Source organism: Acinetobacter sp. 25-47-130, assembly GCF_056779705.1.
In genome coordinates, this window is record NZ_JBWYII010000002.1 from 79,969 (window position 1) to 105,456 (window position 25,488).

Below are 25,488 nucleotides of genomic sequence, written 5' to 3' on the forward strand. Positions count from 1 at the left end.
TCATAGGATGTGAAATGAATTCAAAAGCTAAATTGAAAATTACACTGCTGATTGTGGCGTGTCTGATCGTTTTATTCCTTCTCTTTCAATGGTTGAAACCTGACTCAGCTGAATCTGCTGAAAACTCACAACGAGCAGCACAAGATGCCGAAATTCAATCAGAAAATATGGCGCTACAACAAAGTACAACCGTGAATGGTTCTAGCTTTGCAAGTAAAAGTCAGCAAGATATTCAAATCAATTGTCAAATCCAAACCGATAACGCCAACCGTTTGATTGTGAATGAAAATACTAAGAACTGTTTTGAGTTTTTTATTACCCAATACGGCGAAAAAGAGATTCCGCAAATCAAGGCTGATTTTATTAAATTTGCTCAAAGCACCTATCAAGAACCATTACTAGGTCAACTGACAGATTTATGGTCACGCTATGTTCAATATCGTGAAAAAATGGGTGACCTAACACCACCAAACCATGACAAAGAAAGTGCGCAGTATTACAAAGCTATTTTTAATCAGATGAAATCATTGCGTAAACAATTTTTCTCAGACTATGAAATTGAAGGTTTATTTGGTATCGAAGATGAATATCATGATTATACCTTGGCTCGCATGAGTGTCATGGAAGATAAAAATTTATCGGAAAAACAAAAAGCCGATAAATTAAAAGAACTGTTCAATGATCTACCTGAAGATTGGAAAGAAAATTTAAAACAACTTTCTCAACTCGAAGATCTTCGTCAATTAACTGCAGAAATTAAAGCTCGTGGTGGTAGTGCAGAAGAAATTCGTCAAATGCGTCTCAGCTTAGTGGGTCCTGAAGCAACACAACGTCTAGAAAATCTTGATGGACAGCGCTCAAATTGGAAAAGCAAGGTCAATCAATATTTATCTGAACGTGACAGCATTGTCAAAAGTAATATGAGCCCTAGTGCAAAGCAGGAAGCTGTACAACGCCTCCGTTCCCAACATTTTAATAATTCACAAGAGCAACTTCGGGTAGAAACATTCGAGCAAGTTCATGATCAAGGCGGTCAACTTCCTTTTGCCGATTAATCTTTTCAAGGAACACATTCATTCACAGGGAAGAACGATGAAAAACTTAAAACTTAAATTGATACCTACGACGTTAGCATTCGTCACAACGCTATGCTTATCAAGCTCATTAACTGCCCACGCAGGTCCGGGATTACTCGAAGTAAATGAGACAAAGATCGGTAGTTACGCAAAAACCAAATATCCTATTGTGATGACACACGGTTGGTTAGGCTGGTCTCGCATAGGCAATGAAACATTCAATATTGACTATTGGTATCAAATCTTACCTGATCTATCGCGCAATGGTGCACGCGTTTTTGCAGCACAACTCTCACCTGCTCATACGACTGAATTTCGAGGAGAACAATTAATTTCTCAGGTTGAAGAAGTAATTGCGATCACTGGGCAGAAAAAGGTCAATCTGATTGGTCATTCGCACGGCGGACCGACTGTACGTTATGTTGCAGCAGTAAAACCCGACTATGTTGCTTCTGTTACTGGTGTAGGAGGGACTTTCAGAGGTTCTATGGTCGCAGATAAAATTCAAAATAATGAAGCAACTCGAACAATATTTAATATTTTAGGGGATTACATCATTCCCCCATTAATTGCTTATGCACAAGGTCGTCCTGATATGCCGATCAGCTTTGATGCTTCGATGAAATCATTAACTGAAACAGGCTCTGCTGCATTTAATGAACGTTTTCCAACAAAAGCTCTCGCGTCAAGTTGTACTCGTTTAGGCAGCCCAATGGACAACGGAATCTTTTATTATTCTTGGACTGGTGTTGCACAAACCACCAACCTCTTAGATATCGATACCATTTTAATGCAGCTCGGGCCTTTAGCGTATGGCAATAAAGATAATGATGGCATGGTTGGGCGCTGTAGCACGCATATTGGACGTGTGATTCGTGATGATTACAAACTAAATCATACCGATTTAGCTAATATGATGTTCGGTCTCAGAGGTTTATTTGCCCCAGATCCTATTTCACTTTATCGCCAACATGCCAATCGTTTGAAACTGACAGGACTCTAGACGCACAAAATAGCGCAGTCAAATGGAAAGCTATTCATCAGAATAGCTTTTCCGACCATCAGCGACTCTCGACCAAATTTAAATAATGCTTTTTGAACACATTTGCTAATGATTAAATCCTTTAATTATTTCAACTTTTGATTCTTTTTTGCTTTTTATATGTTAATTCGGCAAGCTAAATTGGCATTTTTTGTATCTTGTTGCATTCAATAACATCTTTTAAGGTCTTCTGTATGTTCATCTGGAAGAACATCATAGATTCACTAAAAACTAGGAATAATAATGAAAATAAAACACATTCTAGGCTCGCTGGTGACAGCGCTATGTCTAACATCTACGACAACTTATGCTACTCAAGCTCAACAGATCAAAGTCTCAAGTGTCAAATCTGACTATGCCAAAACGAAATATCCTATTGTATTCGCTCATGGAATGGTTGGATTTATACGTTTGGGCACTGAAAGTCTAGGCATGGATTACTGGTATCAAATTTTACCTGATCTAGCGAGAAACGGTGCAAACACATGGGCGGCTAGAATGTCTCCTTTCAATTCTTCTGAAGTCCGAGGTGAACAATATGTTCAACAACTTGAAGAAATCATGGCGATTACTGGTGCTGACAAACTCAATCTGATTGGTCATAGTCATGGTGCAAACTCTGTTCGTTATGCCGCAGGTGTAATGCCTGAACATGTTGCATCGGTGATGACTGTAGCCGGTGCCAACAAAGGCACAATCATCGCGTCAGATGTATTAAAAATCGCAGATAAAACAGGAACATCAGAGCTACTGAATGTTCTCATCAGCACTTTTGGTAAAGTCATTATGTGGGCGCAAGGTCTTCCTGCTGATACGTTCCCACATGATGCGATGGCCGCTGGTGTGAGTACATCTGTTGAAGGAACTGCCTTGTTTAATCAAAAATTCCCTCTCGGTTTACCATTAACCCACTGTGGCGAAGGTGCTTATCAAGAAAAAGGAATTCATTTATATTCAATGACAGGAAACAAGCCTTTTACGAATGCCTTGGATCTAGGTGACCCTGTCATGGTTCTACTTGACCGTTTGTCGGTTCATAAAGCAGGAAAAAATGATGGCATCGTTCCAGTTTGTAGTGCCCATTTTGGTAAAACTATTCGTGATGACTTTCCGTGGAATCATTTAGATGAGGTGAACTTGCTGTTCGGAATTAAAGGATTTTTTGCTCCTGACCCAGTTGCAGTTTATAGACAGCACGCCAACCGCCTTAAATTACAAGGACTTTAAATCTCTAGCTCTTTAATTGAGTAATTGCTTTCAAATTCATTAGGCTGGATTTGAAAGCAGATTCAAATCTTCATCAAGATAGTTCATTGATCAAATCTACCTCTCTTTTTTAACCTTAAAAATTTACCATTCATCTATTCGATATTTAAAATGTGATTTACATCACTATAATCAATTTAACTCTAGGATTAGGGTTTGATAATAAAAAGTTGAGGATGATGATGAAATACAACAAAATTATGGCGTGCCTACTTACGTCTGCAGCTTGCTTAACGACTCAATTATCTAATGCTTCTGCATTAGAAGTGAAACCTGTAACCTCGACACTTGGCAAATACAATACCTACGCAAAAACTAAATACCCAATCGTATTTGCACACGGACTAACAGGATTTGTCCGTCTTGGTACAGAGAGCTTTGGTTTAGATTATTGGCACCAAATCCTGCCAGATCTAGCGCGTAATGGTGCTAATGTCTGGCCTACACGAGTATCTCCATTCAACTCCAACGAAATTCGTGGAGAGCAATTGCTTCAACAAGTTGAAGATATTTTAGCCATTACTGGTGCACAAAAAGTGAACTTAATTGGGCATAGTCAAGGTGGACCATCAATACGTTATATTGGTGGAACAATTCCTGAACATGTGGCATCCATGACCACTGTCGCTGGTGTGAATAAAGGATCACCTATGGCAGACTTTATCTTGCGTTCAGAAGGAACAGGACTTGATACTGTGCTTGCGACAGCGATGAATTTTGTCTCGGGAGCAATTGTTTGGGCACAAGGATTAAATGCGAAAAGCCTGCCACATGATTCGCTTGCCTCGGCTAAAAGTTTATCTACAGCAGGCTCATTAGCATTTACAGAACGTTTCCCTGCGGGTGTACCAACCACAAAATGTGGTGAGGGTGCATATCAAGTCAATGGCATGCGTATGTATTCATTTACTGGTAATACACCGTTTACCAATGCCCTTGATCCATCGGATTATGCAATGCAAGCGGCATCTTTCATTGTATCTAAGGAAGGTGCAAATGATGGTTTAGTCCCAGTTTGCAGTGCTCGCTTCGGACAAACGATTCGGGATGATTACCGTTGGAATCATTTAGATGAGGTCAATCAAATGATGGGGATGACTAGCATTTTTGCAGCAGATCCAGTATCGGTTTATCGACAACACGCAAATCGTTTGAAACTTCAAGGACTATAATCTTCTCAAGCCTCCATACGCTCATCACGAAATTATGGAGGCTTATCTTAAAAATTGTTCCCTAAAGTTTAAATCCACTTTTCTTTCCTTTTGCTTCGCTATACTCTTATTGTGACAACGGAAATTGTCGAGTATTTCAATCCATCTAAGGAATAGAGATGAGAAAATTTATTTTGGGGACATGCCTCTCTTTCGCATGTTTAATTGGCACGAGTTACGCTGCTACAGCACCTGAACAAGTGACTTCAAAATTTCAAACTACTTATGCAAAAACCCAGTATCCAATCGTATTTAGTCACGGAATGTCTGGTTTTATCAGTATTGGCACTGATCCACTCGGTGTAGATTATTGGTATCAAATTTTACCTGATCTCGCCCGTAACGGTGCAAATGTATGGGCTTCCCGTGTATCGCCATTTAACTCATCAGAAATTCGGGGTGAGCAACTTTTACATCAAGTTGAAGAAGTCATTGCACTCACTGGATCGCCTAAGGTCAATCTAATCGGTCACTCTCACGGCGGGCCCACAATTCGATATGTCGCAGGTGTAAGACCTGAATTAGTCGCATCAATGACAGCGATTGGGGCGCCACATCAAGGCTCACCAGTGTCTGATTTTATATTAAAAATTCGTGATACAGCACCAATCCTTGAAACACCTATTGTGGCTGTAGTCAATCTACTGTCTAAAGCTATTATTTGGGCACAGGGACTTGATCCAGCATCCTTCCCTCATGACTCACTTGCGGGAGCCAATAGTTTGAGCTTAGCAGGATCAGCAATATTTAATCAAAAATATCCTATAGGCGTTCCTCAAAACTCATGCTCTGAAGGTTTATATCGTGAACAAGGAATATATAACTATTCCTTTACGGGTATCGGAACGGTCACAAACCCACTTGATGTAGACTCAGCTTTAAAAATTACCAGTCTATTAATTGACGGTGGTCAAGAGAATGATGGACTAGTTTCACGCTGTAGTGCGAAATTCGGCAAAACCATCCGTGATGATCTCAATTGGAATCATCTAGATGAAGTCAATCAAGTGCTTGGCTTAAAAAGTGTCTTTGCGCCAGATCCAGTCTCGATGTATCGTCAACATGCAAATCGCCTTAAACAACAAGGTCTCTAATATATTTTTTTGTCTGCACTCATCTCTAGATGGGTCCAGACTGTTTAAATAGCCCTCATTAGCATGACATATCTATCCTATAAATGAGTCAACCATCCAATTTATATCAATAAATTTGCACTTTATCTCTTTTTTATAGACTTAAGTCACAATTTTAGTATCTTAAATTATGGCGATGGATATCGCCTGAATCATAAAAATAAACGAATCACTGAATGAGTATCGAAAATGAAACTAAAAAAAATAGTCATGAGCCTATGCATAGGTTCATGTTTTCTTCCTGTTGCACAAGCCTCAACGCAAATTAAAGATTTAGCCGTTAACCATACCGTCAAAACACCTAAATCAAATTATGCACAAACCCAATACCCTATTGTGCTTGCCCATGGCTTATTTGGCTTTGGTAGTATGGTCGGTGTTGACTACTTTTATCAGATCACTCCTGATCTTGCTCGAAATGGTGCAAACATCTGGCAAACACGTGTTTCAACGATGAACTCAAGTGAAGTGCGAGGCGAACAAGCACTGAGTCAAGTTGAAGAGATACTTGCCATTACCGGCAAGCAAAAAGTGAATTTAATCGGACATAGTCATGGTGGTCAGACTGTTCGATATATTGCAGGTGTTATACCTGATCATGTCGCATCTGTTACGACAATTGCTTCTGGAAATCAAGGAGCAAGAATGGCTGATATACTAGAAGGTGTTCTGGTAGGTAATATTTTAGAAGCACCTGCTCGCGCGATTTTTGACAATCTGGTATCGCCAGTGATTACATTCGCATCTGGTCTTGATCCAAAAGTCTTTCCTTATGATGCTAAAGCAGCCCTACAAAGTTTAGGAACGAAAGAATCACTCAAATTTAGTCAGAATTTTCCAAATGGTGTACCTACAACCCAATGTGGTGAAGGGGCTTATCGTGTCAACAATACTCATTATTATTCATTTATGGGTAACTCTCCATTTAATACCGCTTTAGATCCATCTGATTATGGCATGTTAGCTTCTTCTCTTTTGGCTGAAAAAGATGGAGATGGAATTGTAGGGCGTTGCTCCGCTCGATTTGGCAAGGTCATTCGTGATAATTATAAATGGAATCATTTAGATGAAATTAACCATCTACTCGGTTTAAAAAGCATTTTTGCACCAAGCGCTGTAGATGTTTATCGTCAGCATGCAAATCGACTTAAACTCCAAGGGCTATAAAACCTAAACACAAAGGGTGAGCTTTTCACCCTTTCTTTCAGTTTAATAATGATTAACATTTAGTCGAATTTATCTTATTTTTGTTTAGTTTTTCTTTACAATATTTTTTGACAATAAATATTGTCTTTTTAAGGAAGAAAAAATGAAAACAAAAAAAATGATCCCAGCACTTCTGCTAAGTCTGGTAGGATTATCTCAACTTACATATGCTTCAGGCCTGATCGATGTCGAAGCTAAATACGTAAATACCAATTATGCGCAAACTAAGTACCCTATTGTTATGGCCCATGGCTTTGCATTAGGTTTTAGCCGCATTGGTACAGAACATTTCGGTTTAGATCAGTTCTATCAAATTACCCCTGACCTCGCACGAAATGGTGCACGTGTTTTTGTCGCTCAAATGTCTCCTGTCGAATCAACTGTGGTTCGTGGTGAGCAACTGTTACAACAAGTAGAAACAGCTTTAGCTATTACGGGTAAAGACAAGGTCAATTTGATCGGCCATAGTCATGGAGGACCTACTGTACGTTACGTTGAAGCCATTGCTCCTGAGAAAGTTGCTTCTCTAACTGCTGTTGCAGGCAGTATTAAGGGCTCTCCCCTAGGAGATACTTTCGTAAATAGTAAAGTGCTTAATAGTGTAGCAAAATTAGTTATTGGTGATATTTTGGCACCTGCAATTTCAATTATGGAAGGTAATCCAAGTCTTAGCGTTAATTACGAACAATCCATGTATGATCTTTCTGTAAAAGGTTCTTTAGAATTTAATCAAAAGTTCCCTTCTGCTGCGATCCCGAAAGACTGTAATTCTAATGGTTCATCACAAACGGCTAACGGCGTATATCATTATTCTTGGATTGGTTCTTCAAAGGTGACCAATGTTCTCGATATTTTAGATACCGCAATTGTTGTCTTAGGGACAGCGATTATGCCTAATGAACGTAATCACGATGGTCTCGTGCCTATTTGTAGTGCTAAATACGGCAAAGTAATTCGTGATAATTACAACTTAAATCATTTTGATGAAGTCAATCAAATACTTGGGCTTAAAGGCTTCTTTGCTCCTGATCCAGTATCAATCTTTAGACAACATGCCAATCGTTTGAAGATTCAAGGTTTGTAAGTTTTGATCATAAAAAAATGCGCCAAAAGGCGCATTTTTTTGCTTCGAAGCAAGGCTAAAATTAACCTTGTTTACGAGCTGGTAACTTTTCACGAATACGTGCAGCTTTACCAGAAAGTTCACGTAGGTAATAAAGTTTAGCACGACGAACGTCACCACGACGTTTAACTTCGATTTTAGCTACGATTGGTGAATGAGTTTGGAAAACACGCTCAACACCAACACCGCTAGAAATTTTACGCACTGTGAACGCAGAGTTCAAACCACGGTTTTTCTTAGCGATTACAACGCCTTCGAACGCTTGTAGACGTTCACGGTCGCCTTCTTTTACTTTTACTTGGACAACTACTGTGTCACCTGGTGCAAAAGCTGGGATGTCTTGTTTAAGCTGAGCATTTTCTACAGCTTGTACTAAAGGATGCTTACCGCTCATGGGGTATCTCCAATATGTGTGGGTCAGAAGAGGTCTGATATCCACTGGGGCTAGAGGCTAAGGCGCATAGACCCGATTGACTTTCCCTTCATGCTTGACCGCTTCAATGCATAAAGAGCCTATTTAATACTTCAAGCAATATGCTTGAGGTCATATTTGCTTAAATAAATCTAAAAGATTTATTTTTGCGAATCTTTGAGCCATTTCTTTTGCTGCTTAGTCAACTCAACTTTTTCAACCAATTCAGGTCGACGTTCAAGCGTTCGTTGATAGCGCTGCAAAAAACGCCATTTTTCAATATTTGCATGATGACCTGATTTTAGTACCTCAGGCACATCCAAACCTTCAAAATGATCTGGCTTTGTATATTGCGGACAGTCGAGTAAACCATCCACAAATGAGTCTTGAACGTGTGATTGTTCATCAGACATTGCACCCGGAAGTCTCCGAATAATACTGTCCAATAAAACCATCGCAGGCAGTTCTCCCCCAGATAAAACGTAATCCCCTATGGACCATTCCTGATCAACATATTTTTGGATCAAACGCTCATCAACACCTTCATAACGACCACACAATACAATTAATCCGTCATATTGCACGAAATCTTGTACTGAAGGTTCATTTAAGGTTTTACCTTGTGGCGACATATACACCACAGGTACATGAACAGCACCTGCTTGCGTTGCAAGCTCTTTGGCACGATGAATTGCTTTTGCCAATGGCTCAGCCATCATCACCATACCAGGACCACCACCAAATGGACGCTCATCCACTCGTTTGTAGTTCCCTGTTGCAAAATCACGAGGATTAATACAATGAATTTGCATTAAATCGCGTTTCGCTGCGCGACCGCTAATACCAAAACTTGTAATCGCTTCAAACATTTCAGGAAAAAGCGTAATGACTGCAAAAAACATCGCAGACTCCCGTATTTCCGAAAATATTAGTAATCTACGCCCCAATTGACATAGATACGACCAGTTTCGAGATCAACGCGTTGCACCACATCTTTATGCCATGGAATCATTCGCTCTTCGCCATCGACACTGTCAGCAGTTGCACGAACTACCATCACATCGTTAGCACCTGTTTCAAACAATTCGTGGATTTGACCAAGATTGACTTCTTGCTCTTCATCATCCAGACCTAACACTGTTAGACCCTTTAGATCAGACCAATAATACTCGTCCACGCCTGGTTGAGGCAGTTGCGATTTAGAAATCCAGATATTTGCGCCAACTAAATTGTCTGCTGCAGTACGATCACTCACACCTTTCAGCGAAACAACTAAGCCTTTACCATGTGGCTTCCAACGTTTCACATCTACAATTTGCCAACCTGCTTTGGTCTCGATGTACCAAGGCAGATAGTCAAATATGTTGCTCATAGGTTCTGTATTGGAATAGACCCAGAGCCACCCATTTAATCCATAAGCTGAACGTAGCTGTCCAATCTGAATACGATCTTCGGGAACATTCTGTGTTGGTGTCATGGGCTAGCTTCTACCGTATTAAACAGCAGCTGCAGCTTTTTTAGCTTGAGCAGCTAATGAAGCAACACGTTCAGAAGGTTGAGCACCTTGAGCAACCCAGTGAGCGAAACGATCAGCATCTAAACGAAGTTTTTCTGCTTTACCTTGAGCTGTAGGGTTGAAGAAACCGATACGTTCGATAAAACGACCGTCACGTGCATTACGGCTATCAGTCACGATGATTTGATAGAACGGACGTTTTTTAGCACCACCGCGTGCAAGACGAATAACAACCATGATAGAACCTTATAGTTTTTACGGATTATCCCTGCACCGACCATCGATACATTTCAAACCCCTTTCATAGAGGGCAGTATTTTACGTGAACTTTGATCCGATTGAAAGCTCAAAAATTATTTATCCACATTTTTGAATTTAAATTTATTTTCCATCCCAGTTTGTACTTGAAGAAGGTGTACAAGAAGCTGCTTTCACCCAACATTTTTCATTGGCTTCATTTATGACAAAGTGACCATCTGTTTGCATCAATTTTCCACTCACAGGCACTGCACTCAACACCCAGCTGTTGTTGGTTACATCTGATATACCAACTGTATAGACAGGATCATAATGCGGAACTTCAACTCGATTTTGCGCATTGGTCTGAAATCCCAATTCAGCCAACGTGACTGCTTTGCCATCCGATTTAATATAACTGTAATTCGCAACCTGATAGTGCTGAAGTCGAGCTGCAATATCTGCCAATGTGGTTTTTACTTCGACACGTTTAGTTTTACGAACATATTCTTGGTAGGACAGATAGGCAATCATGGCTAAAATTCCAATGATGACCACTGCAATCATGATCTCTACTAAAGTAAATCCTGAATTACCATTGTTTTGCATTTGCACCACATCCTGTATATGCATTGACTTCTTTTAAGTCATTTTCCACCAAATATTCTGTTTTACAACGAATACCCTGACTCGTCGCCAAAAACGCATCATAGTCTGTCTGCGTTGGTACAGCTCGAATCCCCCATGCCCGTCCCAAGCCCTGATCTGAACTTAATAAGGTTTTAGGTGTTTTTTCACTGATATCGGCAATACTAATCACATATTTTGGTTTCTTCGCATCAGGCAGGGAAATACTCGTCATTGATGTATCTTGATCGTAAATATACTTCGCATCAAAACCTCGATAGGAAAAACTGCGACTTTTATAGCGTTCAAGTTGTTCAATAATTTTGGATACTTCTTGCTGAGCCTGTGCAGCAGCATTACGTTTTAAATAACTTTGGTATGATGGCACTGCGATTGTCATCAATATGGCAATTATCACTACAACAACCATCAACTCAATCAGCGTAAAACCTTTTTGATTCATGGTAACCACCTACTGACGCTCAAACCAGTTATAAGCTTTCAGCACTTTGGTTGTGATGTAGTTGGTATAACCACCGCCCAGCAAAGTCGTTTTCTTTTTACCATTCTGGACAATAGGTACGCTGTTTAGCTTACTAATCCCATCAGACTTAGTGTCTGAGATTTCTGCCACAATTTTATTTTGAAGATTAAACGTTGATCCAGCATCTCCACAAACACCATACGGCAAGCAAAGCTTTAAGGTACGACTTGCTCCTTTAATGCCCCCAGTACATTGGTTCGGTTGTTGTGACGATGCATCATTTGGATTGTATAAAGACACATATAAATCTGAATGACTTGGACTATTTGCGATCGCAATATAACCATTTAATGCTTTAACTGTACCAGTATTCGCTGTTTCGTTTTTAGCCGTTGTTCGTTGCAACACATAGAACCAACCACGCTTATTACGGTTCATCAGATGTGGCACTGTTGTACCTGATAAATTAGACCATGCAGTTAAATGAGCTTCGGTAAGGTTTTGTGTTTTAGCAAAATTCGCTTGAAACAAATTCGGTTGTGCCAAGTCATAATCATGTAACACATAGACTCGATTGTCATAAATATTGCTGGTATTTAATGGAAAGCTGCGATTTCCTGACGCAATACTCACCGCACCAAATCGCTCACCATTCAGATCATGGATGGTCAAAGCAGGCATTTCATAAAAACGTTGGTGATACGCACTAAAATCAGCAAGACGTGTCACTCGTCCAAACGCGGTTGTATTCGTTCCAAGACGATTATTGAGATCGACGCGCCACACTTGCCCACCTAAATCACCAAAATATAGGTGATCGATCAAACCATCCGTATTGCGGTCAAATGCTTTAATTTGACTGACCACACTATATTTCATCTCAGCATGCTTAACATCAACACTGGTTTGATTCGATTGGTTGCCATAGCGTGCATTCCACAATAATTCGCCCGTTTCAGCATCAAAAATATAGACGCCCGCCCCTTGATTAGCTCGTTGACCAGTTAATGCAGATTGAGGCTGATAACCATCTGTTTCATAGGCCATATCATAGCCACCACCCACAATCATGACCGTTTTAACTTTGCCGTCAAAACGAATTTTAGCAATGGTAGGTTTAGACCAACTATATCCCATAGCTTTTAAGGCATCTGATTGATTTGTGCCACTCACTGATGTTGATTTACTCTTTATCGTTCCAGAACTTGGATCAACATGGAAAAGTAATTCAGGTTGGTTCGGATTTTTCATATCCAAGGCATAATAACTACGCCCACCCATGCGCATACCACCATAAATGTTGGCTTTCGCAGCAATAAACTTATTGTTGTTCTGATCAATCTTATATTGAACATCTGAAGTCCATGATCCATCCATGCCATAAATAGGATGCGCAGATGACAATAATGTATTGGACTGTTCAAGTAACGCGTCTCGTCGACTTGGATCTTGAACCATTTCATGAGCTAAGAAACTAAATGCCTCTTCACCAGTTTCTTGATCCACAACATGCAATAATCCTTGCATCGTCCCAAATACCACGTAATCTTTTCGATGAGTCGCATTACGGGTATTCGCTAAAATGGTACCAGACCCCGCGTTATATTTTGCTTCGAGCGTCACCAACAATGGTTCCGAGTGAACAACGCCTCCCATTTGCTGCATCACCTTAAGATCTTTAACCTTATTTAGATCATTCCAAATGTATCCAGCAGGTAAGCTACTTAAGTAGTTTTTATCAAGTCGATAACCCAAAGCCGACAGTAAATAGGGTTGATATACATTTTGTCGCCACCCCGACTTGGTTGAATCAATATAGGTCGCGGCTAGCACATTCTGTGTCGTTAATTTCGTCAGTTGTCCATTCTCAGAACCTACCAATCGTTTTGCTTGATCACCCGTTGTGGCAATCGTTGTATTGGTGAATAACGGACGCGTTTTTATTTTGTCTGTAGCAGTAACACCTGCTAGTGGTGAAGGTGTGGCAATCCGAGAGAACACGCCCCCTTGAATTGCACTCAAACCATCATCTATTCCAGTATTGTTCCAAAAATCCTGCGTATTGGTTCGTATTGCACCTGATCGATCAAGTACCTCTTTCCCCGCACGATCAATCATCACAGCTTGAGCGTTAATACTGTATTTCTTTAAGTTCCCTAACCATAATTGATGTGTGGAAGCCAATACCGAATTTGCTGTGCTCACCTGTGGTTGAAACTGCGGTGCGAACACATAAGGATATGCTGAACTTGTTGATAAACGGTCAAATGGCACCACATAAGTACCAAAACTAGCAGCCTCAAAGTTACCATGAGAGACGGCAACCAAGAAGGTATTCAATGCATTCTGAATATCTTCACCAGAAGTCGCTTGGGTATACCCCCCAATTTCTTGGCGAGTCCCGTAAGTATCCCCTTTACCAATCACATTCCCCAACTGTTTTAATGCTTGAGCATTCATACTATTGGAAATGTCATTTCCAGAACCTGTATAGCTACTATCAAATGTACAATGATCGTATAGCCCGTCATTGTCATAATCACGACAGGTTTCTCGTGGATGCTTTTGGAATAAGGGACCAAAACCTACAGTAGATGTATAAACACGCTTCTGATTCGCATCGCTGGTCATCTGCGTTTGATTTGCCAAACGCTGAACCATCTTACCTACGCAAGCCCATGAACTACGGTTTTGCCAGGTGGTTTGATTGGCTGACACAGCATTACCAATATCATCTTCATAAAAACGATATGGCTGCGTCGCCATTTCCTTAAACTCGCCATTGAAGGTCGCGGCACCACTGGCACCTTTGGCATTACCGTAATTGTAATAGACATCTTTTAAGGGCGAGCCTTCACAAGTAAAGCTGTCATCTGCCAACGCATTTTGCATGACAGGGAGTACCGTCTTTGGTCTCAAACCAACTGGCGCCCCATCTGTTAAGAAAAAAACACCTTGCGTACTACATTGGGCATCACTGTTATTCAACTTGTTGAGTGGCGCTCTATAACTACCATCCGCTTTGCGAATGTCCGCTGGCGCAAATGATGCTCCAGATAAACCACGGCTATAATTAGAATATTTAGATGAAGGAAGTAAATCGATGCCTTTTAGGTTAGCCCCAAAGGTGCGATTTCCTAGTAAATACGCATAAGTTTCTGAGAGTAATAGTGGTGTGGGCGTACTACCTACGGCTCCAATACTATTAATTTTATTGATTAAATCCGTCCGGTGAGCAGGTGTAAGTTGTTTTGCTTCTAGTAAGATTTTAGATGAACGAGCATTTTCACCATAGCTTAACCAATCTTCTGTTGTCCCTATTTCACCCGTTGACGTAAACACCGACACCCCAATATAAACATTATCTGGAATACGATAATTTCCTGATAAGTCCTTTGCATTTAAGGCATCTACCAATGAGTTTTTTAAGGCATTTAAACGGCTAACACTTTGACCTTTATAAGTTGCATCTACTGCACTCATACTCATCGAGTTATCAATCGCCAACATGATAATCGGATTATTTTTTGCTACAGGATTTTGATAAATTTGTAGATCACTGGCGTTCATTTGCATTGGGATCGCACCCAATGCCATCACGACTGCAATACTTTGCGCAATCATCTTTTTTGTAAAATGATTCTTTATCTTTTTTTTCACAACACATCCCCATTAAGATTCAGCGCGCTGATAAGCATCAAAAATGTAACTTTGAATTTGGGTGTTATACGGCACACCAATATCCTTTAAACAAGATGAAATGGTTTGTGCATTACCCACCAATGGTGCTGTATGTGGTCGGCGCAAACAAAGATGGATTTCATTCGTTAAATCTGTCGAAGACAATGCGGGTAAGAGCGATGTTGAATAGACTGTTATTTTTTTAGTATCAGAAGGTTGTCCTATACTTTCAGTGTCAGTTCCAACGTTTGCGTTTGAAAGTGGGATATCATGATCACTGTCTGATGGAGGGCTTACGATTACAGACACCTGAGTTAATTGCGCCTTACGAGCACTGGCATAATCCCCATCGTTTGATAAGGAACAAAACCCAGAAACACCATCGACTGAGACATCACTCATTGCTTCATTCCAACGCAATACACTACTGTTGGAAACATTAAACATCGCACTATTGGATTGGTTTCTAAAACAGAATACGACTTCGTCACCTTCATTCTGAATCGAGTAACCAATTAAGCTCAGAGGGTTACCACTGGAGGCAGCATAGCCGCCATGCCCCAATCGATAAAAAACAGTATCGGAAGATTGCATTAACAATTGTTGCGCTTGGCTGTTGGTGGTGATATTCAAACTCACCATACTTTGTCGAATCGCCCAAGTACCAATAATGGTGAGCAGAACTAACATAATCAGTACCACAATCAGCGTTGCACCACGTTGATGTTGAATCATAAGCCCTCCGCTGAATCCATCACACTCATACCATTTCGAATCGCGATCGTTTGTGTAATGACTTGTCGAATAAATTTAGTCGCGACGGTTTTTTGTGCTTTTTTTAATTTTACTTTTTGATCAAGAACTTCGAATTCTTGATGAGGAGAAATTGCTTGATTTTGACCTACATTCTCAGATGACCTTACTAATAAACCGACCTGTATTGAATTGATGCGTGGACGTGGATAAACATTGAGCTTTTTATAATCTTCAATACTTATATATCTTTGCTGTGCCGTATTATCGTCATTAGAAATCCCCAACAGATAGTGAAAGTGATCAACACGATGCATCAAAATTTCACCATTCGTTGTTCCAAAGACAGTCTGTTTATTATTAAAATTTTTTAAAATTTGAGTGCTGTTACGCGTGTACCACCCTGCTTCACAGGCCAAGACCAATGCATCGTGTGGTTCTTTTTGAATATTTGCATTTGCATCTTTACGTAGAAAAAAACGTTGAACAATATATCGTCCAGCATCGTAATTATTACCTTCACAATCCACACCTTGTGTATCAGCATAAAACTGCATGACCAATTGGTCGCTCATTCCCGCTTGAGCAGGTTGTGAAGATTCAGCTGAAACCAACTCTATATTACTCGGCATACCAGATTGCGATACAGGCACAACCTCCGTATTTGGAATATTTCGTGAAATATTGACGGGAATATTGGTCGCATTAAATGCCAAATCACCAGATGTAGGCACCACTGGAGACTGAGCTGAAGTGATAACAATGCCACCATGCGTCAAACGATCATTAATGATATTTACTTGACCATAATTTGCTTTACGAATTTCATAAGTAAGAAAGCGCAGACCAAAGTTGCCGTTATCTTGAACCTCCGACATCCCTTTCTGCATCGTGAATCCCATCTGCCCTGTAAAAAACAGATGTACCGCAGCAGCGGTAATCAATAATCCAAGCACCAAAGCGATCATAAGCTCGACTAGCGTCAAACCTTTTTGCGTATACCTACGATGCTGCATCAATAAAGCTCCATAACAATGCATTGCGCCTTTGGTAAATAACTTCCACCATGGGTACATGCATCTTTTGCAGAAGCATCATCAATAGGTTTGGTTTTTCCCCATGCTACGTAAATGCATCGGCGAGATTGCAAATTATTACTGACTTGGCAATTCGGCATTTTGATACTCATACCAAGACCATTGGCATTTTTTATAATTTGGTCAGCATCATAATGGGCAAAATCGGCTGCTTGAACACATGGGTTCGTCGTTCCTTGTTGTACACATGATTTGGCTGTAGTTGTTTGTGTTTCTGCATTTATTCTGGCTTGATACTGAGTATAAGCATTTGAGTTCGCACGTATCTTCTCAGATAAGTCACGCGCTAAATTCATGGCTTGTAATTTAGACATTGCTTCATGTGAAGCATCAATTGCGCGCATTTGTAAAAATGAAAACCCCAATACCCCAATGGCCAAAACCAATAAGGCAACTAGAATTTCAATCATTCCTACCCCCTGTTGCGCAGCACGCATTAGCATGTCCCCTCTGCTTTTAAATATTGTGTTCCCATTCTTGTAATTGCTATCGTTTTAGAAACACCTAACACCTTATTACAAATAGAAAAATTTATGTCAGATGTAAAGTCAGAAATTCCCCCATCCATCCAGAATGTGACTTTTTCTTGTGATGAATTCAATTTATTTTGCGCTTTGGGTGTCCAATGAAAGATTGTACTGCTATCTGATTGATTCGACTTAAGATCTACAGTCACATCTTTTCTTAACAATGTTGCTTGATTACGCGCCATCATCAGCACGCTTGATAATTCACGCACATCTGAATTTAGGCGATATTGCGCAACAATATTTTTAAAAGATGGAATAGCCATGGTTGCTGTGATTGATAGCACAATTGTGGTAATCAACAGCTCAATAATGGTAAAGCCCCGTTGTAAGTCTTTCATATTCAAACTTTTGTATTTATTTATTAATGTTACAAAAGTAATATTTTATAATTATAAAGCCAACACAGTTATGACAAATGGTATTAAAATGAGGATAAGATCACACTTTTGAAATCTGTTCACTTATCCTGCTATGTCATTGATAATTCATTATTAAGCTTGAGTAACCTGAATTCTCAATTCTTTAGGCAAGCTAAAGGTTATATTCTCCTCTCGCCCATTTAATTCCTGTGGTGACGTAGCGCCCCAATCTTGTAGACGCTGAATCACTTGTTTAATCAAAATTTCAGGTGCTGAAGCACCTGCGGTAACACCAATTTTAGTGGTTTCAGCAAACCATTCCTTTTTCAGCTCATCCGCATTATCTACGAGATAAGCATGCTTACCCATTCGCTCTGCCAACTCACGAAGACGATTAGAGTTCGAGGAGTTTGGAGAGCCAACCACTAAAACGACATCACATTGAGTCGCTAAATCACGGACCGCATCTTGACGGTTTTGAGTTGCATAACAGATATCATCTTTACGTGGCCCTTGGATGGCTGGGAATTTAGCACGTAAAGCATCAATGACTTTTGCAGTATCATCAATTGAAAGTGTCGTTTGAGTGACAAATGCTAACTTATTAGGATTATTCACCTGTAAAGCAGCAACATCATCTTCATCTTCAACCAGATAAATTGCACCACCATTTTTTAGATCATATTGACCCATGGTGCCTTCAACTTCTGGATGCCCTTCATGACCAATCAGAATAGCTTCAATCCCTTCACGCGCATATTTTGTGACTTCGATATGCACTTTTGTCACGAGAGGACATGTGGCATCAAATACTTTTAATCCACGGCGCTCAGCTTCTTGTTGTACAGCTTTTGATACACCATGTGCACTAAAAATCACAATATTGTCATCAGGAACTTCATCTAATTCATCTACAAAAATTGCACCACGTTGGCGTAAATCGTCCACAACAAATTTGTTATGTACCACTTCATGACGAACGTAAATGGGAGGATTAAAGCTTTCAAGTGCACGATTAACGATCGCAATAGCGCGGTCTACACCAGCACAGAAACCACGTGGATTAGCTAAAACAATTTCCATAAGACCCTCAAACGATCGCTAAAATTTGGTCAATGAATCAGAATATTTTTTAAAACAAATGCGAATTGCTATTTAGTTTAAAAGCACTCTGCTCTAAAATAGAGAAGATATTTTATCATATCAGGAAAAATATCATGTCGGGTCTCTTGTTTGTCGTTTCAGCTGCTTCTGGAACTGGCAAAACATCATTAGTTAAAGCCCTACTTGAGCGCGTAAGCAATTTACACGTTTCTGTTTCACACACTACTCGAGGTCAACGTCCTGGTGAATTAGATGGTGTGCATTATCACTTTACCAGCAAAGAATCTTTCATTGAGCAAGTGAATCAAGGTGGTTTCATCGAATACGCAGAAGTTTTCGGTAACTACTACGGCACTTCACAAGCGACTGTAAAAGAACAACTTGCAAAAGGTCATGATGTTTTACTTGAAATTGATTGGCAAGGTGCAGAACAGGTTCGCAAACTTTTTCCTGAATCAAAACAAATTTTCATTCTTCCACCTACTCAATTTGATCTTCGCCAACGCCTATCAAACCGCGGTACAGATTCTGTTGAAGTGATTGAACATCGCTTAAGTTGTGCGGTAGAAGATATGCAACAGTACGTAAACTTCGATTACATCATCTTGAATGATGATTTTAATAAAGCTTTACATGATCTTGAGTCTGTTATTAATGCGAACCGTCTTTCATTATCACAACAGGCTCACCGACATAAAGATTTAATTCAAAAATTAATCACACCGAATTCGTGATTAAACTTGAGTCTATAGACAAAGCATTTTATACTGCGCAGTCTGTTAAAAAAATTTCATACATACGAGAACTCTTATGGCACGCGTAACCGTTGAAGATTGTTTAGACCATGTAGACAACCGCTTTGAGCTTGTACTAGTGGCAAGCAAACGCGCGCGTCAACTTGCTCGTCAAGGTATCGAACCAACTGTAGAATGGGACAATGACAAGCCAACAGTGGTTGCTTTACGTGAAATCGCTGAAGGTCATGTCACTAAAGATATCTTGAAACAGCGTGAGCAAGATTATCAAACGTCTAGCTTAGATTTAGCACTTTCTGCAAATAACTTAAACTTAGATGGTTTTTCTTTCCAATAAGCTTAAGCCCTGCATTTAAAAGAGCCTAGTCCAATGACTAGGCTTTTTTATTGAATTTTTTTAGAGAATGATTCGACAAAATTGAAAAAATTTGTTAAAAAAATTAGATCCATTCTCTATTTAAAAATAGAGCATTGTAGCAATATGAATTTTTAGTAAAGTCTTTTACTTTTTACTCTCTTCCACGGATTCAAAGGTGTAGTATGCCAGGCCCATTGGTCAGCCAAGCTAAGCAACAGCTAAAAGTCATCATCGACGCGTATTTATCTGAAAAGGACGTCGACAGAGTACTTGTGGCCTGCGATTATGCTGACATGGCGCATGATGGTATTACACGCAAAAGCGGTGAACCCTATATTCTGCATCCGATAGCCGTAAGTTGTATTCTGGCGCATATGCGCCTAGACCCAGAAACGTTAATGGCAGCACTACTGCACGATGTTATTGAAGATACCGACTTTAGCAAAGAAGACATTACTGAAAAATTTGGCAAAACAGTGGCTGAGCTGGTCGATGGTGTTACGAAATTAAGTCATTCTAGTGACAAAGAATATAATAAAGCAGCCTCATTCCGAAAAATCCTACAAGCCACGTTACAAGATCCTCGTGTGATCATCATTAAACTTTCAGACCGTTACCATAATATGACGACTTTGGAAGCTTTAAGACCAGATAAACGTGCCCGTATTGCACAAGAAACTTTTGATATATTCGTGCCAATGGCGCGTTTGGTCGGCATGAATGAAATGGCTGACAACCTTGAACACCTCTGCTATCAAAATCTTGATTTAGATATGTTCAATGATGTTCAAGATGCTTTGGCGCAAACCAAACCTCAACGCTGTAAATACCAAGCCATTTGGGAAAAGCATTTGAGTGACCTCTTGGAAAACTCCAATATTCCTGGACGGATTAAAAAGAAAAACAATAACATTGAATTGCTACGCCACTTTGTTAAAAACGAAATTAACCTTCAAGAACTCACACATAGTCATGCGTTTGAAATCGTTCTCCAGACCATTGCCGATTGCGATCGTTTAGTTGAGTTGTTAAAAGATAACTTCCAAGTTTTAAATTACCAAGATCATATCCGCCGCCCTCTTCCAGGTGGCAATCAATCCTTAATGCTGCGTTTGAAAGGCGAGAAAACAACGCTGTCGCTCACCATACAAACTGAACTTATGCGTAAGGCTGCGCGATTTGGGGTGGTATTAGGTGAAAATGCTCCTCAAACATGCCGATCTGCCATTCAAGCATCTATGCAGAATTTGCATACCTTAGTCGGTGGCGACTGTGCAAAGACCACGTTTAATGATCTATTAGATTATCTACATCAAGAAAAAATATGGGTCTATACTCCTCAAGGTCACTTACATGAGTTACCACAAGGAGCGACAGCAGTAGATTTCGCTTATTCTGCAAGCTTGTTCTTAGGTAACCATGCCGTCGGCTGTAAAATTGATGGTGAAATCAAACCGCTTTCTACACCACTCTCAAGTGGTCAAGTTATTGAGGTGATTACAGATGTTCTCGCTTCACCCAACCCGGATTGGCTGAGCTTTATCAACACTCAAAAAGCCAGACGCTCTATTCAAAATATTTTGCGAGACCAAGATATTGATGAACAGCGCCTTGTCGGTCAACAAGCTTTAAATCGTGCATTAAAGTTATTTAATACGTCTATTCATGATCTAACCGATCAAAATTGGACTGAACTATTACAATGGCGCCATATTCCAACCAAGAATCAACTTTTTGAACAAATTGCTGTAGGTGATTTGCTCCCACAACTTGTGGCGAACCATCTCTTTGCTCAAGATCATCATCAAGATCAAGCATCCAGTCGCCTGATCTTAGGTACTGATGGTGTAGATGTTAAATATGCCCATTGTTGTAATGCAGTGTTAGGCGATCCTATACAGGGGCATTTATCTCGCCGTGGTCTTATTGTTCACCGTGCTCGCTGTAAGAACCTTCTACACGAACAACAGTTACATCCTGAAAATATTATGCCGTTGCACTGGAAAGATGAAGGTGAATCAGAAATCAACTTCAATGCTTACTTGTGTATCGATCTATTATTAAGTGATGAGCAAATTTCAGAACTGATTTATATCTGCCGTAAATCAAAAATAGGAATCGAGTCCGTTCGAAAATACGATTCAAAAACCTATCTGAGTATTGTTGTTCATAGTCGTCAGCAAATTGCGCAAATCATTCGTGAACTCCGCATGCAATTTGGTTTTCCGCGTATTTCACGCATGTCAGCTCCTCTTGCGGTTGAAGAAGTCTCACAAGCCTGCTAAACAAATACAGATTAGAGCTTTCACCTATAGTGTTCATCCTTTATGATGAAGCTAGATTTGAATAATGGAGAAATAGATGTCCCGCCAAGTCATTCATACTGAAAATGCACCTGCTGCAATTGGTACTTACTCTCAAGCCATTCTTGTCGGCGATACACTTTATCTTTCAGGACAAATTGGATTAGATCCATATAGCATGGAATTGGTTGAGGGCATTGAAGCTCAAATTCGTCGTGTATTTGATAATCTAAAAGCAGTTTGTGAAGCTGCTGGTGGTTCTTTAGCTGATATTGCTAAACTGAATATTTTCCTTACTGATTTATCTCACTTTCAATTGGTAAACCAAATTATGGGTGAATATTTCGCTCAGCCGTATCCAGCGCGTGCAGCATTAGGCGTTGCAAGTTTACCTAAAGGCGCACTGGTTGAAATGGATGGTGTTGTGATTATTTCTAAATAATTTCAATATCTTAAAAAATACCACCTATGAGGTGGTATTTTTTTATCTAGAAAATCGATGAATTAAACAGCATTTTTAAATGAATTTCATTGACAAACGATAATAATTATCAATAATATCAACTATCGCATTTATCCTTGTGGTTGAGCAGAAATGTACGTTTGTTTATGTCGTGGAATTACAGATCAAGATATTAAAGATGCTATGGCAAATGGCGCTGAATCTTATCGTGAAATTCGTGACTTGCTTGATCTAGGCACTTGTTGCGGACGCTGTGTTCCTGAAGCACGCAGTATTATTAATGAAGAACTTGCTGAAATAGCTGCCAGAATTTCAATCGCCGCTTAATTCAGAATGTGCTAAAAATAATAAGAACTCATTCTATAACTATAATTCAGATTTCCAATTTCTCCCCCCGCTTTGACTCAGCGGGGTTATTTTTTGCAAAAGTGTATTTGATTGCGATTTTCATTTGCTGTTCAATAAATTACTCGTCAGGCTTTAGCAAGTTGGGTTAAGATAATCTCTATCGATAGCCTTCTATGATAGGCTGAATTTTGAGTTTGGAGCTAAGATCATGAAAGGCAGCCGTGACGTTATTCATCAGTTAAATCAGGTGCTTTACCACCATCTTACAGCCATCAACCAATATTTCTTACATTCACGTATGTTTAATGATTGGGGCATCGAACAACTCGGTTCAGCGGAATATAAAGAATCTATCCGCCAAATGAAGCATGCAGATAAAATCATTGAACGAATTTTATTTTTAGAAGGTCTACCAAATCTGCAACATCTGGGTAAGCTCTATATTGGTCAACACACAATCGAAGTGCTGCAATGTGATGTTCGGAAAGTGAAAGAAAACATTGAAACGATTCAAACTGCTGTGAAATTAGCAGAAGAACAACTCGATTACGTTACGCGCGATTTGGTACAAGAGATTTTAGAAAAAGAAGAAGAGTATTTAGATTGGGCGACCACTCAACTCGATCTTGTCGATCAAGTTGGTGTAGAGAATTATATTCAAAGTCAAATTTAATGATTGAAATAAAAAAATCCCCTTTCGGGGATTTTTTTATTTCAATAAGTCATCATACTCAATATGTTGCTTATGCAATGTTTTTAAAATCCATAATTGATGCTTCGCTTCTTGCTCCTTACCATTAAAAGCCAACACTTGTGCATACTTATGTAAATCATATTTTGATGCCAAGTTTGCAACCATTCGCTCTAGATCAGCAAGTTGTTGTTCTGTCATTTCAGTTTTAGGATCTAGTCCAATCCACCACACACGCTCTTTAAATTGAGTAATCAACCAAATTTGCTTTTGCATGGTGTGTTGCTGATCTACTGTTAAAGCTTCAGTCTTTGATGCGAGTACACTTTGCTCTTTATATAAAAAATAATCTCGTGTCGTAACTAAAGCCCCAACAATCGTGATAAGACCAATCACTGCGAACACTCGACCATTCACTTTTAATGAAGGCAAATTTGTATATTGCGCCTGAATGATGCCCAGTAAAAAACCTGCTGGAAGTAGAAAATAAGCATAATGCAAAGGAAACTCTAACATGCCATGAATGAGGATTGCACATACCATTAATGTTGCAATGATCGATATATTATCCTTCACCCCTTTATTGAGCCAAAGTAGCCAAGCTGTAAAGTACAGAAGAATAAACCCACCTAAAATCAAACCATTCCAAACCAATAAGTCTAGAATCATGTTGTGTGCACTTTTATACCAAAGTGAAACTTGGAAGGTATCGGTAATATAGTATTGTGCTAAGCCTGTTTGATTCCATCCATACCCCCACCATGGTTGATGCAGAATCGCAGCTATCATTTGTTGCCACATGTCGAGGCGAATATCGCCTGCACCTTTCGCCACTATTGCTGAGCCTTGAACAGCAGTTTGAGCATCTGTAACGGCAAAAAGCCATTGATTAAGAGATGCTAAATTAGATGAAAGTAATATAAATAAGCCAACCCATAATGCGAGATGGATATAAGAAAATCGATTCTGTTTCTTGACTTGTTTGATTAACCAATAGATCACAATAAAAGCACAAACGATAATACTTGTTCGAGATTGTGCTAACACCACACCAAACAGTGTGATTAAAGACATTGGCACAAGAAAAAAACTAGAAATTATTTTCTTTTCAAACAGATAAATACTACTTAATAAACTTAGAATGAGCAATGTTGCTAAATTATTCGGCTGAGCTAAATTCGCATACGGGCGATTACCATTAAATGAATAAATAATACCTGAAAAGAAGGTATGCATATCCAACCACTGTAGCACCGCAAATATTGCTGATATAAATCCTACAGTAAAAAATGTTAAACAGGTAATTTTAAATACTTGTTCTCTCTTTTTCTGCTCGAGGCAAAGTTGATATCCAGCAATCACCATCAACATAAAGAACAGAATATACGCAAAACTAAATAAAGCATTGCTGAAATAGATGTTCTGTCCAAAAATAAATTGAATGAGTGGAATACTTAAAAATGGCAATAAATAAAGCTGTGGTTTTGCGATTTTTACTTTAGATTTTGCTAAGCATAGCAATAAAAAAGAAGCTGCGATAAACGTCAGTATTTCTGAGCCAAAAGTCGGCCAAGGCGAGCGATGGTATGGTAATAAAAAAGCAAGCAAAAAAGTACAAAAACTCAATACAGAATATATCATTAAACCTTCAATTTAGTGATTTCGAATCAGTATATAATAATTAAAGTTTCTTAGTAAATATAAAACAAAAGA

At 39.5% G+C, this 25,488-nt stretch carries 26 protein-coding genes; 13 read left to right on the top strand and 13 right to left on the bottom strand.

Annotation, left to right across the window (positions count from 1 at the left end):
* Positions 1-14: 14 nt before the first annotated feature.
* The 7 genes from AC1M83_RS04045 (at position 15) to AC1M83_RS04075 (ending at position 8,018) form a co-directional block, all read left to right on the top strand.
* Positions 15-1,055, top strand: coding sequence for a lipase secretion chaperone (locus AC1M83_RS04045; protein ID WP_481590088.1), 1,041 nt, complete (start codon positions 15-17; stop codon positions 1,053-1,055).
* A gap of 37 nt (positions 1,056-1,092) precedes the next feature.
* Complete coding sequence (locus tag AC1M83_RS04050) at positions 1,093-2,079, top strand: esterase/lipase family protein (RefSeq protein WP_481590089.1); 987 nt, start codon at positions 1,093-1,095, stop codon at positions 2,077-2,079.
* A gap of 282 nt (positions 2,080-2,361) precedes the next feature.
* A complete protein-coding gene (locus tag AC1M83_RS04055) occupies positions 2,362-3,345 on the top strand; it encodes an esterase/lipase family protein (RefSeq protein ID WP_481590090.1) in 984 nt (327 codons plus the stop codon).
* Between the two features lie 221 nt (positions 3,346-3,566).
* Positions 3,567-4,556 carry a lipase family alpha/beta hydrolase gene (locus AC1M83_RS04060; RefSeq protein WP_081403225.1) on the top strand — a complete coding sequence of 330 codons (990 nt, stop codon included), beginning with the start codon at positions 3,567-3,569 and terminating at the stop codon, positions 4,554-4,556.
* 158 nt (positions 4,557-4,714) lie between these two features.
* On the top strand, positions 4,715-5,689 hold the full coding sequence (locus tag AC1M83_RS04065; protein WP_481590091.1) for an esterase/lipase family protein: 975 nt from the start codon (positions 4,715-4,717) through the stop codon (positions 5,687-5,689).
* 228 nt (positions 5,690-5,917) lie between these two features.
* Positions 5,918-6,895: a lipase family alpha/beta hydrolase gene (locus tag AC1M83_RS04070; RefSeq protein WP_481590092.1), complete on the top strand. Its 978-nt coding sequence runs from the start codon at positions 5,918-5,920 to the stop codon at positions 6,893-6,895.
* Positions 6,896-7,037: 142 nt separating this feature from the next.
* Positions 7,038-8,018 (top strand): lipase family alpha/beta hydrolase, encoded by a 981-nt coding sequence (locus AC1M83_RS04075; protein WP_481587371.1) that lies wholly within the window; start codon positions 7,038-7,040, stop codon positions 8,016-8,018.
* Positions 8,019-8,079: 61 nt separating this feature from the next.
* On the opposite strand, the gene rplS is transcribed toward AC1M83_RS04075, so the two are convergent.
* The 12 genes from rplS to ispH form a co-directional block, all read right to left on the bottom strand.
* A complete protein-coding gene (gene rplS, locus AC1M83_RS04080) occupies positions 8,080-8,451 on the bottom strand; it encodes a 50S ribosomal protein L19 (RefSeq protein ID WP_004787066.1) in 372 nt (123 codons plus the stop codon).
* Between the two features lie 179 nt (positions 8,452-8,630).
* The gene (trmD, locus tag AC1M83_RS04085) at positions 8,631-9,371 is read right to left on the bottom strand and encodes a tRNA (guanosine(37)-N1)-methyltransferase TrmD (RefSeq protein ID WP_092766672.1); all 741 of its coding nucleotides are present in this window, start codon (positions 9,369-9,371) and stop codon (positions 8,631-8,633) included.
* Between the two features lie 26 nt (positions 9,372-9,397).
* On the bottom strand, positions 9,398-9,946 hold the full coding sequence (rimM, locus tag AC1M83_RS04090) for a ribosome maturation factor RimM (protein WP_035264305.1): 549 nt from the start codon (positions 9,944-9,946) through the stop codon (positions 9,398-9,400).
* Between the two features lie 18 nt (positions 9,947-9,964).
* Positions 9,965-10,222 (bottom strand): 30S ribosomal protein S16, encoded by a 258-nt coding sequence (rpsP, locus tag AC1M83_RS04095; RefSeq protein ID WP_035264308.1) that lies wholly within the window; start codon positions 10,220-10,222, stop codon positions 9,965-9,967.
* Between the two features lie 144 nt (positions 10,223-10,366).
* Positions 10,367-10,831, bottom strand: a complete 465-nt coding sequence (locus AC1M83_RS04100) for a type IV pilin protein (RefSeq protein ID WP_481590093.1) — start codon at positions 10,829-10,831, stop codon at positions 10,367-10,369.
* On the bottom strand, positions 10,815-11,312 hold the full coding sequence (locus tag AC1M83_RS04105) for a type IV pilin protein (RefSeq protein WP_092766670.1): 498 nt from the start codon (positions 11,310-11,312) through the stop codon (positions 10,815-10,817). The genes AC1M83_RS04100 and AC1M83_RS04105 overlap by 17 nt, the downstream gene beginning before the upstream one ends.
* 9 nt (positions 11,313-11,321) lie before the next feature.
* Positions 11,322-14,993: a PilC/PilY family type IV pilus protein gene (locus tag AC1M83_RS04110; RefSeq protein WP_481590094.1), complete on the bottom strand. Its 3,672-nt coding sequence runs from the start codon at positions 14,991-14,993 to the stop codon at positions 11,322-11,324.
* Between the two features lie 12 nt (positions 14,994-15,005).
* Positions 15,006-15,749 (bottom strand): pilus assembly PilX family protein, encoded by a 744-nt coding sequence (locus tag AC1M83_RS04115; protein WP_481588611.1) that lies wholly within the window; start codon positions 15,747-15,749, stop codon positions 15,006-15,008.
* Positions 15,746-16,783 carry a PilW family protein gene (locus tag AC1M83_RS04120; RefSeq protein WP_035264319.1) on the bottom strand — a complete coding sequence of 346 codons (1,038 nt, stop codon included), beginning with the start codon at positions 16,781-16,783 and terminating at the stop codon, positions 15,746-15,748. The genes AC1M83_RS04115 and AC1M83_RS04120 overlap by 4 nt, the downstream gene beginning before the upstream one ends.
* Positions 16,783-17,301, bottom strand: coding sequence for a type IV pilus modification protein PilV (pilV, locus tag AC1M83_RS04125; RefSeq protein ID WP_481590095.1), 519 nt, complete (start codon positions 17,299-17,301; stop codon positions 16,783-16,785). Before pilV ends, AC1M83_RS04120 begins: the two co-directional genes overlap by 1 nt.
* A complete protein-coding gene (locus AC1M83_RS04130; protein ID WP_481590096.1) occupies positions 17,301-17,732 on the bottom strand; it encodes a pilus assembly FimT family protein in 432 nt (143 codons plus the stop codon). The genes pilV and AC1M83_RS04130 overlap by 1 nt, the downstream gene beginning before the upstream one ends.
* Before the next feature lie 153 nt (positions 17,733-17,885).
* Entirely contained in the window at positions 17,886-18,836 is a 951-nt protein-coding gene (ispH, locus tag AC1M83_RS04135) for a 4-hydroxy-3-methylbut-2-enyl diphosphate reductase (RefSeq protein WP_092766665.1), read from the bottom strand.
* Between the two features lie 134 nt (positions 18,837-18,970).
* On the opposite strand from ispH, the gene gmk reads away from it, so the two are divergent.
* The 6 genes from gmk to bfr all read left to right on the top strand — a co-directional run bounded on the left by gmk (position 18,971) and on the right by bfr (position 23,757).
* On the top strand, positions 18,971-19,591 hold the full coding sequence (gmk, locus tag AC1M83_RS04140; RefSeq protein ID WP_035264330.1) for a guanylate kinase: 621 nt from the start codon (positions 18,971-18,973) through the stop codon (positions 19,589-19,591).
* A gap of 76 nt (positions 19,592-19,667) precedes the next feature.
* Positions 19,668-19,949, top strand: a complete 282-nt coding sequence (rpoZ, locus tag AC1M83_RS04145; protein WP_035264331.1) for a DNA-directed RNA polymerase subunit omega — start codon at positions 19,668-19,670, stop codon at positions 19,947-19,949.
* A 203-nt stretch (positions 19,950-20,152) separates the two neighbouring features.
* Positions 20,153-22,255, top strand: coding sequence for a RelA/SpoT family protein (locus tag AC1M83_RS04150; protein ID WP_481590097.1), 2,103 nt, complete (start codon positions 20,153-20,155; stop codon positions 22,253-22,255).
* A gap of 76 nt (positions 22,256-22,331) precedes the next feature.
* Positions 22,332-22,715: a RidA family protein gene (locus AC1M83_RS04155; RefSeq protein WP_035264336.1), complete on the top strand. Its 384-nt coding sequence runs from the start codon at positions 22,332-22,334 to the stop codon at positions 22,713-22,715.
* A gap of 153 nt (positions 22,716-22,868) precedes the next feature.
* On the top strand, positions 22,869-23,063 hold the full coding sequence (locus tag AC1M83_RS04160; RefSeq protein ID WP_035264349.1) for a bacterioferritin-associated ferredoxin: 195 nt from the start codon (positions 22,869-22,871) through the stop codon (positions 23,061-23,063).
* A 229-nt stretch (positions 23,064-23,292) separates the two neighbouring features.
* The gene (gene bfr, locus AC1M83_RS04165) at positions 23,293-23,757 is read left to right on the top strand and encodes a heteropolymeric bacterioferritin subunit Bfr (RefSeq protein ID WP_180028673.1); all 465 of its coding nucleotides are present in this window, start codon (positions 23,293-23,295) and stop codon (positions 23,755-23,757) included.
* A gap of 36 nt (positions 23,758-23,793) precedes the next feature.
* Here bfr and AC1M83_RS04170 read toward each other — a convergent pair whose 3' ends face one another.
* Positions 23,794-25,416, bottom strand: a complete 1,623-nt coding sequence (locus AC1M83_RS04170) for a PglL family O-oligosaccharyltransferase (RefSeq protein WP_481590098.1) — start codon at positions 25,414-25,416, stop codon at positions 23,794-23,796.
* Between the last annotated feature and the right edge of the window lie 72 nt (positions 25,417-25,488).

Coding starts and splice junctions, on each gene's coding strand:
- AC1M83_RS04045 (WP_481590088.1), top strand. CDS start 15: ATGAATTCAAAAGCTAAATTGAAAATTACACTGCTGATTGTGGCGTGT.
- AC1M83_RS04050 (WP_481590089.1), top strand. CDS start 1,093: ATGAAAAACTTAAAACTTAAATTGATACCTACGACGTTAGCATTCGTC.
- AC1M83_RS04055 (WP_481590090.1), top strand. CDS start 2,362: ATGAAAATAAAACACATTCTAGGCTCGCTGGTGACAGCGCTATGTCTA.
- AC1M83_RS04060 (WP_081403225.1), top strand. CDS start 3,567: ATGAAATACAACAAAATTATGGCGTGCCTACTTACGTCTGCAGCTTGC.
- AC1M83_RS04065 (WP_481590091.1), top strand. CDS start 4,715: ATGAGAAAATTTATTTTGGGGACATGCCTCTCTTTCGCATGTTTAATT.
- AC1M83_RS04070 (WP_481590092.1), top strand. CDS start 5,918: ATGAAACTAAAAAAAATAGTCATGAGCCTATGCATAGGTTCATGTTTT.
- AC1M83_RS04075 (WP_481587371.1), top strand. CDS start 7,038: ATGAAAACAAAAAAAATGATCCCAGCACTTCTGCTAAGTCTGGTAGGA.
- rplS (WP_004787066.1), bottom strand. CDS start 8,451: ATGAGCGGTAAGCATCCTTTAGTACAAGCTGTAGAAAATGCTCAGCTT.
- trmD (WP_092766672.1), bottom strand. CDS start 9,371: ATGTTTTTTGCAGTCATTACGCTTTTTCCTGAAATGTTTGAAGCGATT.
- rimM (WP_035264305.1), bottom strand. CDS start 9,946: ATGACACCAACACAGAATGTTCCCGAAGATCGTATTCAGATTGGACAG.
- rpsP (WP_035264308.1), bottom strand. CDS start 10,222: ATGGTTGTTATTCGTCTTGCACGCGGTGGTGCTAAAAAACGTCCGTTC.
- AC1M83_RS04100 (WP_481590093.1), bottom strand. CDS start 10,831: ATGCAAAACAATGGTAATTCAGGATTTACTTTAGTAGAGATCATGATT.
- AC1M83_RS04105 (WP_092766670.1), bottom strand. CDS start 11,312: ATGAATCAAAAAGGTTTTACGCTGATTGAGTTGATGGTTGTTGTAGTG.
- AC1M83_RS04115 (WP_481588611.1), bottom strand. CDS start 15,749: ATGATTCAACATCAACGTGGTGCAACGCTGATTGTGGTACTGATTATG.
- AC1M83_RS04120 (WP_035264319.1), bottom strand. CDS start 16,783: ATGCAGCATCGTAGGTATACGCAAAAAGGTTTGACGCTAGTCGAGCTT.
- pilV (WP_481590095.1), bottom strand. CDS start 17,301: ATGCGTGCTGCGCAACAGGGGGTAGGAATGATTGAAATTCTAGTTGCC.
- AC1M83_RS04130 (WP_481590096.1), bottom strand. CDS start 17,732: ATGAAAGACTTACAACGGGGCTTTACCATTATTGAGCTGTTGATTACC.
- ispH (WP_092766665.1), bottom strand. CDS start 18,836: ATGGAAATTGTTTTAGCTAATCCACGTGGTTTCTGTGCTGGTGTAGAC.
- gmk (WP_035264330.1), top strand. CDS start 18,971: ATGTCGGGTCTCTTGTTTGTCGTTTCAGCTGCTTCTGGAACTGGCAAA.
- rpoZ (WP_035264331.1), top strand. CDS start 19,668: ATGGCACGCGTAACCGTTGAAGATTGTTTAGACCATGTAGACAACCGC.
- AC1M83_RS04150 (WP_481590097.1), top strand. CDS start 20,153: ATGCCAGGCCCATTGGTCAGCCAAGCTAAGCAACAGCTAAAAGTCATC.
- AC1M83_RS04155 (WP_035264336.1), top strand. CDS start 22,332: ATGTCCCGCCAAGTCATTCATACTGAAAATGCACCTGCTGCAATTGGT.
- AC1M83_RS04160 (WP_035264349.1), top strand. CDS start 22,869: ATGTACGTTTGTTTATGTCGTGGAATTACAGATCAAGATATTAAAGAT.
- bfr (WP_180028673.1), top strand. CDS start 23,293: ATGAAAGGCAGCCGTGACGTTATTCATCAGTTAAATCAGGTGCTTTAC.
- AC1M83_RS04170 (WP_481590098.1), bottom strand. CDS start 25,416: ATGATATATTCTGTATTGAGTTTTTGTACTTTTTTGCTTGCTTTTTTA.